Genomic DNA, 15,406 nt, shown 5'->3' with positions numbered 1-15,406 from the left:
TAACATGACCAAAAAATCCATATTTACACTACCTAAACTTAAAGGTGCCGGTGACAAAAAGCACATCGGTAACCTAGTCGGTTCATCTCTCGCTCTTGCCATTGCCAAACTCGCAGAGCAACACAACAGCCATACCGTCTTGGCTGTACCCGACCCACAAGTGGCGCTTAAGCTTCAATCTGAAATTGAACAGTTTACGGCACATGAAGTCGCATTATTCCCTGATTGGGAAACGCTGCCATACGATAGCTTCTCGCCGCACCAAGAGATCATTTCAGATCGTATCGCTCGCCTTTATGCACTGCCAACGCTAAAAGATGGTATCACGATCGTTCCGATCAGCACGTTATTGCAACGCCAGTCACCGCGAGACTTTTTGCTACAACACACGTTAATGGTGAAAACGGGCGATCTCTACTCGCTTGAGAAACTGCGCCTACAGCTTGAAAAGTCAGGCTATCGTTACGTTGATCAAGTGTTTGGCCCCGGTGAATACGCAAGTCGAGGTTCTATTCTTGACCTATTCCCAATGGGCAGTAAAGACCCGTATCGCATCGACTTCTTCGATGACGAGATCGATACTATTCGTACTTTCGATCCTGAAAACCAGCGTTCTATCGAAGACATCTCTGAGATCCGCCTGCTGCCTGCTCACGAATTCCCGACCTCGGAAACAGCGATTGAAGATTTCCGTATTCGTTGGCGCCAACAGTTTGATGCGCGCCGCGAACCAGAATCGGTTTATATGCAGGTTTCAAAAGGTACTTGGCCTGCTGGTATCGAGTACTGGCAGCCGCTGTTCTTTGATCACACTGAAACCTTGTTTGATTACGTTGCCGATGAAGCGCAACTGCTGATTCTAGGTGATGTCGAGACTGCAGTAGATTCATTCCTAACGGACGTTGCTCATCGATACGAACAGCGCGGTGTTGATCCATTACGACCACTGCTGACACCTGAGCAACTTTGGTTGAAGAAAGACGAACTATTCTCACACTTCAAACAGAAGCCACAGTTCAGCCTAAGCCTAGAGTCGATTGAAGAGAAAGCAGGCCGCACTAACTTACCTGTCGTGTCATTGCCTGATCTCAGCGTTCAGCATCAAAATAAAGAGCCTTTGGCTAACCTAAGAAAATTCACAGAAGCCTTCGAGGGCAAAGTGGTCTTTTCGGTTGAATCAGAAGGTCGTCGTGAAGCGCTGAGTGAGCTGCTTCGTGGTATTAAAGTACGACCAAGCGAAGTTGAAAACCTCGATGCCGCAATCAAAGCAAAGGACAAATTCAGCCTCATCCTAGGCTCTGCTGAACACGGTTTTATCCATGAAGAGCAAAACATCGCGCTTATCTGTGAAAGCGACTTACTTGGCGATCGTGTTGTTCAGCGTCGTAAGAAAGATAAGAAAAGCGTCAACAGCGACACCGTAATTCGTCACCTTGCGGAACTTAAACCGGGTCAGCCAGTTGTTCACATTGACCACGGTATTGGTCGTTACATCGGCCTGCAGACACTCGAAGCTGGTGGCATGAAAACCGAATACGTAACCCTTGAGTATCAAAACGATGCCAAGTTGTACGTGCCTGTTGCTTCTTTGAATCTCATCGGACGCTACTCTGGTGGTGCTGAAGACTCAGCACCGTTACATAAACTTGGTGGCGAAGCATGGCAGAAAGCGCGTAAACGTGCAGCTGAGAAAGTCCGTGACGTGGCCGCAGAATTACTTGATGTTTACGCCAAGCGTGAACTGAAACCGGGCTACAAGTTTGTATTGGACCGCGGTCAATACGCAACCTTCAAATCTGGCTTCCCATTTGAAGAAACCGATGACCAAGCGATGGCAATCAATGCGGTTATGTCTGACATGTGTCAAGCAAAAGCCATGGACCGCCTAGTGTGTGGTGATGTGGGTTTTGGTAAGACAGAAGTGGCGATGCGCGCAGCGTTTGTATGTACTGATAACAGCAAACAAGTGGCAGTGTTAGTTCCTACTACCCTACTTGCTCAGCAACACTTCGAAAACTTCCGCGACCGTTTCGCCAACTTGCCGATTCGTGTCGAAGTTCTATCTCGATTCAAATCAGCCAAAGAACAGAAATTAATCATGCAAGATGTCGCCGACGGTAAGGTCGATATCTTGGTCGGTACTCACAAGCTACTTTCTAGCGATATTAAGTTCAAAGATCTTGGCTTGTTGGTTGTCGATGAAGAACACCGCTTTGGTGTACGTCAGAAAGAGAAAGTGAAAGCGATGCGTGCAGATGTCGACATCTTAACGTTAACCGCGACGCCTATTCCACGAACGCTAAATATGGCGATGAGTGGCATGCGTGACTTGTCTATCATCGCAACGCCGCCTGCACGACGCTTAGCAATCAAAACCTTTGTTCGTCAAAGTGATGATGCCGTAGTGAGAGAAGCAGTACTTCGTGAAATCATGCGTGGTGGTCAGGTTTACTTCCTGCATAACCAAGTCGATACGATTGAGAAAACGGCTGAATCACTACAGAAACTGATTCCAGAGGCACGTGTGACTGTCGCTCATGGGCAAATGCGTGAGCGCGAACTAGAACGCATCATGAATGACTTCTATCACCAGCGTTTTAACTTGTTAGTGTGTACAACCATCATAGAAACAGGTATCGACGTACCAACGGCAAATACCATATTAATGGACAGAGCCGATAACCTTGGTTTAGCGCAACTGCACCAATTGCGTGGGCGTGTGGGTCGATCTCACCACCAAGCTTATGCCTACTTGCTGACACCTCCCCCGAAAGCAATGACCAAAGATGCCGTCAAGCGATTAGACGCCATTGCTTCCCTTGAAGACTTAGGTGCAGGCTTTACGCTAGCAACCCATGACTTAGAGATTCGTGGTGCAGGTGAACTACTCGGTGATGAACAGAGTGGTCAAATCCAGTCGGTTGGCTTTACGCTTTACATGGAGATGCTTGAACAAGCAGTTGAGGCATTAAAAGAGGGACGAGAGCCATCGCTTGATGACCTACTGCGTGAACAAACTGAAATTGAGATGCGCCTGCCTGCACTGTTGCCTGATGACTACATCCCAGACATCAATACACGTTTGTCTACCTATAAGCGTATTGCGAGCGTGAGTGACACCGACGAATTGGCCGAGTTGAAAGTCGAGCTGATTGATCGCTTCGGCCTTCTACCTGATGCTACCAAGAACTTGTTGTCAGTTTCTGAGCTAAAATTAGCCGCGGCGTCAATCAAAGCGAAGAAAATTGAAGCTCACGATAAAGGTGGATTCTTAGAATTCTACCCAGATGCTGACATAAACCCGGCCTACCTTGTTAAACTGTTGCAATCTCAACCGCAAAAGTTTTCAATGGAAGGACCAACAAAGTTCAAGTTTACGATACCATTGGTCGACAGACGGAAACGAATTCAATTTGTTAGTGATTTATTGGGCGAATTCAGACAGAACTTGCTGCCTTCAGCATAAGACCCAATCCACTTGCACATATAAATTATCCAGCCGATAGTTCGGCTGGAAGACGGAGTAAAAATGAAAAGACTGATCCCACTGCTACTATTGTTCGTCTCACTGCCAAGTTTGGCGCAGAGACAATTTGATATAGAAGTGATCATTTTTAAGCGTGCTGTTGATGCAGAAAAAGTGAATGAATCCTGGCCTAACACACAGCCTAAGATTTCACTTGAGCGCGTTGGTTCATTTCAAGACACCCAATACCGAGCAAAGAAAGGCGTACAAATGCTGCCTTACTCGGAATACAAGTTAACGCCTCAGAAAGATAAACTACGTAAACACGCTGGTTTTGAAGTGCTAATGCATACCGCTTGGCGTCAGGGCGACCAAGGTAAGAGCTCGGCACCTGTATTCCACATTCAAGCAGGTAAAGATTTCTCAAAAGACTTCAACGCTGACGGTTCAGAGAAAGGTGCAGTAACTGCAGCAAATACTGATGGCTTCAAAGAAGAGACCATTGATAAGCCACTGTACGAATTAGACGGCAAGCTACAAATCTACGTTCAGCATTACCTCTACGCTGAAACAACATTGGATTTAAAAGCGCCGAGCGTTCGTGAAGTGACTCTTCAAGAGCAACAAATCGAGCTAGATTCACCAGTAAGTGGCGCCGAAAGCAATGTTCAAGTGGGCAACCTCACTGAGATTTCTCCCACGGTTGAAGTGGAAGAGTTCCTTAAGAGCTACCGCATGGACCAAAAACGTCGTATGCGCAGTACTGAGACTCACTACCTTGATCACCCGCTTCTTGGCATGGTGATTCAAGTTCGACGTGTGGCGCAATAATTAGCATAATAAGAATAGCTCAGTAACTCAGCTATTCTTATATAGAACCGAACTTGATGCATTCAATACGCCCTCCATTGTGAGGGCGTTTTATTAGTACAGGCTATATTCACGCGGTACTTACTTATACGTTACTTGGTACGTCCTATGAGCCCTGACTTTCAGATCAATACACAAAATCTCAGCCTCAAAATTATTGAAGCCTCAAACGCTCAAGAATTTTCGCAGCTAGTTAAGTCCTCCCCGAGTTTATTGCCATGGCTCGACTGGTGCCACGACGAGTTTTCTATCATCGAGGCCGAGAAATTCATTCTGGCGACTCGCTTAAACTGGGTTAAAGCCGAAGCGTTTGGCTTTGGTATCTTCGAGCGAAAAAGCGATAAGTTAGTCGGTATGGTGGCCATTAATGAGCTTTACCACACCTTTAACATGGCAAGTTTAGGTTATTGGGTGGGTGATGAATTTCAAAGAAAAGGGATAGCCAAGGAAGCGATGATTGCCTTATTTGAATTTTGCTTTGCACTGCTCAAGTTAACGCGTTTGGAGATTGTCTGCGATACAGAGAACCTACCCAGCCAAAAGCTGATCGAGAAATGTGGCGCTGAACGTGAAACCATTGCTAAGAATCGCTTTATCTTTAACGGTAAGCCGAGAGATGGCGTGGTTTACTCCGTATTACCTCCAACCTCTTAAGTAGGCTAAAACAACACGTAGTCGACACGATCAAAAAAGAGCTCCGAAGAGCTCTTTTTTATTATCAGCGTAATAACCTTAGAAGGCTTACCTGATTAGTGAAGCTTTAGGTTTGGACGAAGTACACGGTTAATACGACCAACTAACATCATCAGCGATGTTTTAATTAGTCCGTGAAGTGCCATCTGGTGCATACGGTACAAAGAGATGTAAACGATACGAGCAATACGACCCTCAACCATCATCGAGCCTTTCGTCAGGTTACCCATCAAGCTACCTACCGTAGAAAATCGGCTCAGCGAAACAAGTGAGCCTTTATCTTTGTAGATGTAATCTTTCAGGTCGCGGCCGTTTAACTTAGCAATGATGTTGCTAAACGCACAACTTGCCATCTGGTGAGCCGCTTGTGCACGTGGTGGAACGAATGAACCGTCTGCTTGCGTACATTGCGCTAAGTCGCCGATAGCAAAGATGTTGTCATCCAGTGTCGTTTGCAGCGTGTTTTTCACAACAAGCTGGTTGATACGGTTAGTCTCAAGACCACCAATATCTTTCATGAAATCTGGCGCTTTAATACCTGCTGCCCATACCATGATTTGTGCAGGGATCTTGTCACCGTCTTTGGTTGTTAGACCATCAGCGTCAGCTTGCGTCACCATAGTATTTGTACGAACGTTTACACCAAGCTTCGTTAGCTCAGAGTGTGCTGCGCTTGAAATACGAGGAGGAAGAGCAGGAAGAATACGCTCACCCGCTTCAACTAGGTTCACGTTCAGCTTACTTGAATCTAGATCACCAAAGCCGTAAGTACGAAGCTCTTTAACTGCGTTGTGTAGCTCTGCAGAAAGCTCTACACCTGTTGCACCCGCGCCAACAATCGCGATGTCTACCGTACCTTGGCCGTTCTTAGCATGAAGCTTTAAGAACTGGTTGTTCATTTCAGTACGGAAACGGTGCGCCTGTTCTGGGCTATCAAGGAAAATACAGTTGTCGCGAACACCTGGAGTGTTGAAGTCGTTCGACGTTGAACCTAGTGCCATAACAAGAATGTCGTATTCAAGTTCACGGCTTGGCATAAGCAGTTCACCGTGCTCGTCTGTAAGCTCGCTTAGTGCAATCACTTTACGCTCACGATCGATGTCGTTCAGGCTGCCCATTTGGAAATCGAAGTAATGGTTTTTTGCGTGTGCACGGTAGCTTAGTGCATCAACACCTTCATCCAGTGAACCAGTTGCTACTTCATGAAGTAATGGTTTCCATAGGTGGCTTGCTTTACGGTCTACCAGAGTAATCTGGGCACGTTTCTTACGACCTAAAGTGCGGCCTAGCTTAGTTGCTAGCTCTAAACCACCAGCACCGCCGCCTACTACGATAATTTTTGTCACAATGACAATCCTCTACAAAATGAATAAATGGGGTTCGGCTCGATTACTCCAACCGATAAATTCTATGTATCTACTCGGCCTTGAATGCGAAGGCTGTTACAAATTGGATTACCGCGAAAAAGAATAACGACAGCTCACCGAGTAGTTAGAGGGATTACAAACAACAAATGTTGGTTTGTTGCTTTGCTCACATGGATAAAAAAAGGTGACTACCTGAGAGGCAGAACACAAATTATGGGCAAGTTTTTTCACTCGCTCTCAATTTTTTTTGATATTTGTCAAAATATTTTGCTTTGGAACATTATATATAGCAAAAAGATGACCGCAACAAAAAAATCCTTACCCTTAATGAGGATTCGCGACTAATTAGTTAACGTTTGCGCAAACTGATCTATAAATGCGCAAACTCACAGATAAAACAGCGATAACCGCTTTATGAAACACGAACGCAAAAGTTCAGATGTAAAAAAGCAGCACTCATTGAGCACTGCTTTTATAAAGCATCCAGATTGATTAAGCGTTTTTGAACGCTTTCATTGCTTGAAGATGTTGAGAGATCTTTTTGAATTTATGACTCTCTTTCTCATCCCAGATTACGTCGTAGTAATCTTCTAGCGCGGCAGCGGTTTTGGTATTGTCGTGGATTTCATCTTCACGAGACAACACTACCAAACAGCGTCCTTTGTTTTTCATGCGGTACTGAGCAACACATTTAGTTGCGATGTCTTCGTACTCTTCTGGACGGTCAATTCGACCTACCATGTTGTTCTCAGGGTGCAGATTAGGGTTGAACACCACCTGCTTAATCCCACATAAGAAACCAATACGCTCAGACCAAAAACCACCTAAACCTACACCACAAATAATGGGATGCGGATCATCGGATTGCTCTATCACTTTATGCACTTCTTTTAGCAGATGCTGCATATCGTGTTTTGGATGCAAAGTACTGTAGTTGATGAAACGAACGTCATCATCAATGAATTGCAACTGCAGTATTTTTTCGTGATTGCCCGGGCTTGTTGAGTCGAAGCCATGTAGATAGATAATCATTGTACCTCCCCCGTTGAATATTGGTACGTTTTGATCAATCTAACACGAAAAACAAGGTTTTAAAGGTAACAGCTGAGAAATTATATTTTTCACTTCCTAAACGTGATCCTAGCTACATAAAGTGTGACTCAGAGCCTCTGCTTCACGCAGATAACTTTCATCGCCCCAAAGCTGATGAGCAAGTAAATACCATAGCATCGCCATCATCTGGCTTCTTGGTAACCATGCTTCTACACCATCGAGCCAAGGCTGAACATCATGGATACCTCGCAGCTGACAATACTTCTCAACCGCTTCTGAGACTGGCACGCCAGCAACCGCAATGGTTAATGTTAAATCGAGCCTAGGGTCTGCGAGCGCAGCGTATTCCCAATCAATAATCTTAATGCCGTCACTGTTTCTCACTAGGTTATAACCACCTAAGTCAAAATGGCACAAAGACAGGTCAACATTGGTAATACTCGGAGCCACGCGCCACTCTTGATAAATCTTAGTGCAGGCTTCGGTCTTATGAATCGCATCAAGCTGCAGCCAGTAATGGTCGACTCGCGCCGTGAAACTGAATGGTTGCAGTGGTAATCGCGCAGTATTAACCAGATGCACTGAGATCAGCGTCTTCAACAAATCATCAAGCTCTAAGCCTTCGTAAAGCGTCTCACCCGCAATCCATTCAACCAATAAGCCTTGCTCATTGACCACCACTGGGCTTGGCCCGATGCCGAGACGCTCAATTGCCGACAACACTTGGTACTCTTCATGACGAGAGATGAAGAAGGCTTTAGTGATAGGTGTTGTTGGCCGCCAAACATACGCAGTGCCATCGGCATCAACCAATTTCCAACATCGATTGGTCAAACCGCCTGTTAATGTCTGAGCTCTAACTGGAGGCTCAGAAAAGTAACCATCAAGCGAACTCAGACTGGTATCAAGAAGCTTAGCCTCAGACCAAGAAAAAATTGCCATTGCTCATTCCCTATAAACGTCTTCATTTCCCTACAAAAAAGACACTGACCAAAAGCCAGTGTCTCTTCATAAACAGCACATCATGCACTGCATTGGCGTGTGACCAAGCTATATGTGGCCAAACTATGCGCAGCCAAGACTAGACGCTGTCAAAACTGGCTGCGTTTAGTTGGCAAGTAAGCGAAATTAAAGGCCTAGAAGGCTCTTAGATTGTTGCTTACGGATTTCAGTCTCGTCAGCCCACTCAATCAAGCCAGACTCAAGATCCATTAGGCGCATCGTCATTTTGTAGTATACGTCTTCATCGCTACCCGCTTTCTTAACGATGCTTGATAGGTTGCCGTACAACATATACTGAGCGCCCACCATTTTACCAAACTGAATCGCTGAACTTTGGTTTACAAGCTCATCGTTGTTTTGGAAGTTCAGTTGATCACGAACAGACTCAACACGATCCATATCAACGAAACGGAACTTACCAGAGTTCAACATTTTAGTACTGATTGTGTCAGTGATTGACTCAGTATCGATGTGCTCACTTGTTTTGTTCTTGATTCGCTCAACGAACACGATTGGACGCTGTTCACGAGTAATGTAAGACACTGAACCAGACGCCATCATGCTATCGACCATTTCACCCGCAATCGTTTGAAGGTCAGTTGAACCGAAATCGATTGTCGTGGTTTCTACTGCTTGTGCATCACCGTAGCTTACCTTGTTCGAACAACCGCCTAAAATAACCGCTAAACCTAGTAGCGCAATGACACTCTTTTTCATTTTGTTTCCTCAACTTATCACTGAGTGGGGTTACCCACACTCTTAAATTCTTATATTTACGAACCATTCGATCCATTTTGTCTAACTTACTGCTCTCGGAACTGAACTCTAAACTGAGTCGCTTTCGGGTTTACCGACACTTCCGACAACGAAATACTTTCAAAGCCACGCACAATCGCTTGCTTCCAAGGGCCTTGCTTTAGGTTGACCTCAAGGCCGGCATCGTCGTACCAGTAAAAACGATAAAGGATATGTTGATCGCCTTTATAGTTACTGTTTAAACGAACGATTCCTCGCGTATGACCGTCGACTAAATCGGTGCGGATATCTTCAACCTGTAAGCGGCTGCCCAATACATTGTCACCAAAGAAAACGTTCTGAGTCAGACTATCGACCCTTACACCAGCTGTATTATCAGCACAACCAGCCAGAGCCATAACCGCTGCTAAGCTCACTAACCACTTTTTCATTACAGCCTCCCTAGCTGTTTATGCCACATTGTTGCGTTGTTTCCTTGTCGAGAAATCCACACCAAGGTGGTCTGCCCCTCTCGAATATCAAAGTCATACGTTTTAGCGCCAGCCTCCAACGTATATTGACCACTGTTTGCTACAAACGTGCTGCTCTTAATCTCTGCTGGTAAAGATTGCCAACTGCGAGTGTCTGGTTGCTCTGTCAGTGTGTTCCACACGTTGAACAGAATATTACCGACATCATCGCCTTTGGTGGCTTCTTTACGAATGCGATCTTTCGCAAGCACACGTAGCGCTTGGCGAATAACAATGCTCGTCATACGCTCAGATAAATCGTTTTGAGCCATTGCATTTACATCGGTAATCAAGTGCTCTTGTAGCGGCTGCCCGCTGATTCGTAATGCAGAAAAACGCTCTACGTTTTGGCTCGGGTAATATGGCAGCGCAAGAGAGTATATCGCTCCCTGATCGCGACTGTCATAAACAGGTAAATCTAGTCGCCAACTGTCCATAGCTTGTACAGCGCTCTGTTCTTGAAGAACAATTACTCTCCCTTCACCTGCATTAATTTTAGAAGACTGCTTATAACGTTTTTCTAGTGTCGCTAAATCTTGTCGCATCCCTAAACGAGCGGCTGTCGCCATGGTTCTGTCGATGATATCTTGGTTATCTGGCATCACAGCCAAAGCACGACGATAATCAACATAAGCGCTATTTAGATCATTCGAAGCTTCATAAAGCAGACCAGACAAGAACATCAGATATGCATTCTGTACCGACTGCAGTTTTTTACCCGCATCTGGGTAGTTGGCAAGGATGCTACCGACATTGGCAGACAAACCTTGCTTCTTCGCATCGTTAGCTGCCCGGTCTAACTCAGCTTCGCGTTGCTTCTTCGCTTGCTCTTGCACTTGGTTGGCGCGACGCATTTCGATCACCGCACCTTCTAAATCATTTTTCTTGAGGTAATTTAAACCGAGATAGAGATGAAGAAAGCCCAACTCATAATCGGCTGGCACATACTCGGTAATATTGTCATTCACAGCCAACGCACCCACGCTGGTTGCACTGTCTGATATTGAGATTACGGCTTTTCGTTGCTGCTCAGTAACCGCCTGATCAGCCACTTCAAACGAAGACTTACTCTCAGGATATTTTTGATCCAGCAGGTTAATTCTGCCTCTTTCAAAGTTATCAAGGATGTCGCCTGCCGCGTAATCTGGTAGCTCTTGCTGAGCCTCTGAATAATCTCCAGATTTAACGGCTTGGTAGATCGCTTTGTTTTGTGCGCTGTAATGACTAAATAGGCTTCCTGCTGAAATACTCGCACAACCTACGGTCAACGCCGATAACAGGGCAATGGAAGCGAATCTAAACTGTTGCTTCACTTATCGTCTCCGTGCATGTTTAAAATGCCAACTTTATTAGGGTCTGCTGACCTTTCGTGGTCTCATTATCAAAACGAAACGTGTTGTAAAAAGGATCTCAAGCCAGTTGAAACCCTACTGATTTAGCCTCTGCCTAGGCGATGCCGATATTCAGACAACAGATAGAACTTAAAGTTGGCATACAAACTACAAATTTTCCAACTAACTACTAGTGTTAACCTGCTAATGAGCTCGTTTAAACTAGCCCATTAGCTTTCATTAACTCGTTAGCTTTTCATTAGCTCATTAATAGGGGGCCAAGCGGACGGCCACCAACCAAGTGCATGTGAATATGATAAACCTCTTGGCCACCGTGAGAGTTACAGTTCACGATAAGACGATAGCCATCTTCTGCAATGCCCTCTTCTTTTGCTAACTTGCGAGCAACAGTAAACATGCGCCCCATCATCGCTTCATCTTCGACTTCAACATCGTTAGTTGTCGGAATCAGCTTGTTTGGGATGATTAGGATATGGCTTGGCGCGCGAGGGTTAATATCGCGAAATGCGGTTACTAAATCGTCTTGGTATAGTAGATCTGCTGGGATTTCTTTGTTGATGATCTTAGTAAAAATGGTTTCTTCAGCCATGTTTCTCTCCGATAAAACATTTATTTTTTAATGCTTTGAGTATGCGCTATGCCGCATCAAACCACAATAAATCTGCTTTAAAGCATAATAAAAAACACCGTTCAAATCAAAGAAAACGAGCCTTAGCTCTCAAGAATGGCATGTTGGTTATAACTGAGCGCTATTTTTGACGTGTGCGTCATAAAATGCGTAAGCCGAGCTCAATAGAATGCTGATAATTTTGTTAGTTTTACTTTGACCTGACATTAGGTCTGCATTTTTATTTAGGGAGAAAGCCATGAAGGGATCTGTGATCAAGCGTATGTACGCTGGTTTCGCACTGATCATCATCATGTTCGCAGTCACGATAACCATCATGATGAACAGCATGAATCAGATACACAGCAACTTTGAGAGTGTCTCAGAAACCTCATTGCCACTTGTCGCGCTTTCAAATCAAACAAGTGTTCAATTGCTTTCTGCTGATAAGTCATTCAAAGATTTCTTAACCACACAAAACGCTGAACGCATGTCTGCAATGCGCACAGAGTTTGCTGCATCACAAAACTCTTTTTCTGAAGTTCTAAGCAATCTAGAGGCGGCAAGCCAGAACGACTCAACACTCATCGAACGCATCGCACAATTACGAGCGATGGAAGAGCGCTACTTCGCCGAAGCAGACGAAGCGATGAACAACTACGTCGCGATGTTCGAAGCACAAGAACAAGTGCAAAAAGCCTCTCGTGACTTCCAACGCTTACATTCAGAATTAACCGTTGGCATGAAAGAATACGTTGCCGATCAAAAAAGCATCTCTGTAAAAGTGATGGCAAAGAGCTACTTTATTAAACTGCAAGATGCAGAAGTTATTACCTCTGATGCACTTGCTAGCTCTGATGTTGCCTTCGTTCAGAAAGCCGTTAACCAAAACAAAAAGGCCGTTACTCATCTTAACTACGCTTATCGCGGCCTATCAACACAACTACCAGCACTTAAGAATGTCTTCGATGAGTCAGTTCAGAAGTTCACCAAAGACGTTGGTCAGAAAGGTGGCGTACTAGACAAACACAACAACTACCTGCAAGCCAAGCAAGCGCTGTACGTGAACATCGCCAACCTAGCCGTAGAAGTTGACCAAGCGATGGCTGTTTTGGACTCATTCAACGTGACCGCTGAAGAGCAACTCAACTCATCACTCGCTGACGCAAGCAGCATCTACGACAAAGGCCTATTCAACGCGATTGCAATTGGCATTGTTGTAACCGTGTTCGCAGCTGCAATTGGTTACCACATTGCACATAGCGTACGAGAGCCATTAACTCGCATCCTAGGTACGTTAGAAGGTCTAACCGAAGGCGATATGACTCAGCGTATCGACATTCGTTACGACAACGAATTCAGCCGCGTGAGCCGTCACATCAACACCTTGGCTGACAACCTACGCAACATCCTTGTGAAGTTGAATGATGCTTCAGATGACTTAACTAAGACTGCAAGCGTCAACCAGAAGACGTCATCTGAAACGCAGGCTCAATTGAACAGCCAACGTGAGCAAACCGCGACTGTTGCGACCGCAATGACAGAGATGTCTCATTCTGTACAAGAAGTGGCGAACAGCGCGCAAAGCTCACTCACCATGGTTCAACAAGTAGAATCGGCTTCTGAGTCTGGTCGTCAGATCATGAACACCAACATCAGCACCATTAATCAGCTTGAAGTTCGCCTTACTGAATCAGTGGGCGCTGTAGGCGAGCTACAACAGATGAGTAGCCAGATTGGTTCAATCCTTGACGTTATTCGTGGTATTGCTGAACAGACCAACCTACTTGCACTTAATGCGGCAATCGAAGCAGCGCGTGCAGGTGAACAAGGTCGTGGTTTTGCAGTCGTTGCCGATGAAGTACGAGTGCTAGCGCAAAAGACCACTCAATCGACCTCTGAAATCGAGACCATGATCAGCAATCTGCAATCAAGCTCGAAAACTGCAAGTAACGTAATTGAAAGCTGTATGAGCGATATGGACATGTCGGTTCAACAAGCTTCAAGTGCAAACAGCGCGATGGAAGAGATCCAAGCCTTGATTCTAGAGATTAGCCACATGAGTACACACATCTCTCAAGCAGCCGCTGAGCAGAGTGAAACGTCTGGCGATATTGCACGCAACATCGAAGACATCAACCACATCGCAGATAAGAGTTACCAAGCGATGTCTTCAATTGCGGAGGCAAGCCAAAACCTAACAATTCTGGCGAATCAGCAAGGTGATTTGGTACATCAATTCAAGCTATAGATAAATGAAGAATCGATAGATATTTAGTTAGATTGTTGAGACTTCTTACCCAATAGTGGTAACTAATTGAGCTAGGGCAACTTTTATCAAGGGTTGCCCTTGTTTTTTATGAGCTTTGTCATTATATGATTATTAAGGCTTGCTGCTTCCCGTTTTTTCTTTCACCTTTATGAGCGAGCCGCTATTAAGGAATTTATATGGCTGTTCATGTTGGCATTATCGATCAAGACCCCATTCGCTTGCTCACCCCTTTACTTGATAACCGAACGGTCAGCACTCACATCGTGTTTATCGGCGACAAAAATCAAGTCAGTATGTACAAACGTTTAGACAGCGTTTTGCACAAGCGCGACATTACCAGTGAGTTTTTCGAAATTCCAACCATCGTAAACACGTCCGTTATTAAAGAATCTATCCAAACTCTTGCCGAAGACCTCAAAGCACGCGGCCAAGAAGTGAAGCTCAACGCAAGTTGTGGCCTTCGTCACCGCCTACTTTCTGTGTACGAAGTATTCCGTACTTACCACTGGCCAATCTTCGTGGTTGAACCAAATAGCGACAAGCTGTGCTGGTTGTACCCGAACGGTAAAGAAGATGCACAGGTTCAAGACCGCATCACTATCGACGACTACCTAACGGTATTTGGTGCTCGCGGTGAATTCAGCGATGTTCAGCTGTCTCCGCAACTGGATCAGAAACTTTATGAACTGGGTGAACGTTGGGCGAGTAACGCACTCGAATTAGGCCCTGGCCTTGCGACATTGAACTACCTAGCAACGACCTGCCGTAAAGAACAAAAACTTGATGTAGGCCTATCTGAGAAGCAACAAGGCTATCGCGAGCTCAACATGCTGCTGAGCGATTTGGTTGAAGCTAAAATTGCGACTTACGACAATGGTATTTTGACCTTTGCCAATGAAGACGCGCGCCGCTTCTCAAACGGTGAATGGCTTGAAACATTGGTTCACAGCACAGTTAAGCAGATCCAAGATGACATGCCGACCATTCAAGACCGTTCTTTGAATGTTCAGGTATACCGTCAACTGGGTGAACGTGAGGTTCGTAACGAGCTTGATGTTGCCTCAGTGGTGAACAATAAGCTGCACATCATCGAATGTAAGACCAAAGGCATGCGTGATGATGGTGATGACACCTTGTACAAACTGGAATCGCTTAGAGACCTGCTGGGTGGCCTACAAGCACGTGCAATGTTAGTGAGCTTCCGCCCGCTTCGCCATAACGACATCACACGAGCAGAAGATCTTGGCCTTGCATTGATTGGCCCTGACGAATTGAAAGATCTTAAAACACACCTAACGGCATGGTTTACAGCTGCGGGTGGCAGTGAAGATCTAGAGTACTAAAAACCAATAAACTCATGAGAGCTCAATGCTCTTAAGCAGATTGTTAAAAAGGCGAATGACGATTAAGTCACTCGCCTTTTTTGTTGTCTGTTTTCTCTATTGATTACTTTCAGACG

At 45.2% G+C, this 15,406-nt stretch carries 12 protein-coding genes; 5 read left to right on the top strand and 7 right to left on the bottom strand.

What is annotated here, in order from left to right:
* Positions 1-4 precede the first annotated feature (4 nt).
* From mfd to AC3CH3_RS05265, 3 genes are all read left to right on the top strand, one after another.
* Complete coding sequence (mfd, locus tag AC3CH3_RS05275; RefSeq protein ID WP_488537890.1) at positions 5-3,466, top strand: transcription-repair coupling factor; 3,462 nt, start codon at positions 5-7, stop codon at positions 3,464-3,466.
* Positions 3,467-3,529: 63 nt separating this feature from the next.
* Complete coding sequence (locus AC3CH3_RS05270) at positions 3,530-4,297, top strand: peptidoglycan binding protein CsiV (RefSeq protein WP_017086100.1); 768 nt, start codon at positions 3,530-3,532, stop codon at positions 4,295-4,297.
* A gap of 147 nt (positions 4,298-4,444) precedes the next feature.
* Positions 4,445-4,990, top strand: coding sequence for a GNAT family N-acetyltransferase (locus AC3CH3_RS05265; protein ID WP_146457261.1), 546 nt, complete (start codon positions 4,445-4,447; stop codon positions 4,988-4,990).
* Between the two features lie 95 nt (positions 4,991-5,085).
* Here the strand turns inward: AC3CH3_RS05265 and AC3CH3_RS05260 are convergent, their stop codons facing one another.
* The 7 genes from AC3CH3_RS05260 to hinT all read right to left on the bottom strand — a co-directional run bounded on the left by AC3CH3_RS05260 (position 5,086) and on the right by hinT (position 11,657).
* Positions 5,086-6,375 carry an NAD(P)/FAD-dependent oxidoreductase gene (locus AC3CH3_RS05260; protein ID WP_488537889.1) on the bottom strand — a complete coding sequence of 430 codons (1,290 nt, stop codon included), beginning with the start codon at positions 6,373-6,375 and terminating at the stop codon, positions 5,086-5,088.
* Positions 6,376-6,888: 513 nt separating this feature from the next.
* A complete protein-coding gene (ycfP, locus tag AC3CH3_RS05255; RefSeq protein ID WP_009847155.1) occupies positions 6,889-7,428 on the bottom strand; it encodes an alpha/beta hydrolase YcfP in 540 nt (179 codons plus the stop codon).
* A gap of 108 nt (positions 7,429-7,536) precedes the next feature.
* A complete protein-coding gene (locus tag AC3CH3_RS05250) occupies positions 7,537-8,391 on the bottom strand; it encodes a phosphotransferase (RefSeq protein ID WP_488537888.1) in 855 nt (284 codons plus the stop codon).
* Between the two features lie 186 nt (positions 8,392-8,577).
* Positions 8,578-9,168, bottom strand: coding sequence for a penicillin-binding protein activator LpoB (lpoB, locus tag AC3CH3_RS05245; protein ID WP_017060223.1), 591 nt, complete (start codon positions 9,166-9,168; stop codon positions 8,578-8,580).
* A gap of 86 nt (positions 9,169-9,254) precedes the next feature.
* The gene (locus AC3CH3_RS05240) at positions 9,255-9,638 is read right to left on the bottom strand and encodes a YcfL family putative periplasmic lipoprotein (RefSeq protein WP_019822451.1); all 384 of its coding nucleotides are present in this window, start codon (positions 9,636-9,638) and stop codon (positions 9,255-9,257) included.
* A complete protein-coding gene (locus AC3CH3_RS05235) occupies positions 9,638-11,029 on the bottom strand; it encodes a COG3014 family protein (RefSeq protein ID WP_488537887.1) in 1,392 nt (463 codons plus the stop codon). The genes AC3CH3_RS05240 and AC3CH3_RS05235 overlap by 1 nt, the downstream gene beginning before the upstream one ends.
* 277 nt (positions 11,030-11,306) lie before the next feature.
* Positions 11,307-11,657 carry a purine nucleoside phosphoramidase gene (gene hinT, locus AC3CH3_RS05230; protein ID WP_017065295.1) on the bottom strand — a complete coding sequence of 117 codons (351 nt, stop codon included), beginning with the start codon at positions 11,655-11,657 and terminating at the stop codon, positions 11,307-11,309.
* Positions 11,658-11,934: 277 nt separating this feature from the next.
* Between hinT and AC3CH3_RS05225 the strand changes: the two genes are divergently transcribed.
* Complete coding sequence (locus AC3CH3_RS05225) at positions 11,935-13,926, top strand: methyl-accepting chemotaxis protein (RefSeq protein ID WP_488537886.1); 1,992 nt, start codon at positions 11,935-11,937, stop codon at positions 13,924-13,926.
* 197 nt (positions 13,927-14,123) lie between these two features.
* On the top strand, positions 14,124-15,290 hold the full coding sequence (locus AC3CH3_RS05220) for a DUF1887 family protein (protein ID WP_017065293.1): 1,167 nt from the start codon (positions 14,124-14,126) through the stop codon (positions 15,288-15,290).
* The last annotated feature ends 116 nt before the right edge of the window (positions 15,291-15,406 follow it).

Source organism: Vibrio sp. QJM3NY_35 (genome assembly GCF_057785915.1).
The sequence above is the reverse complement of the archived record's forward strand: the minus strand, read 5'-3'. Positions and strand labels throughout refer to the sequence as shown.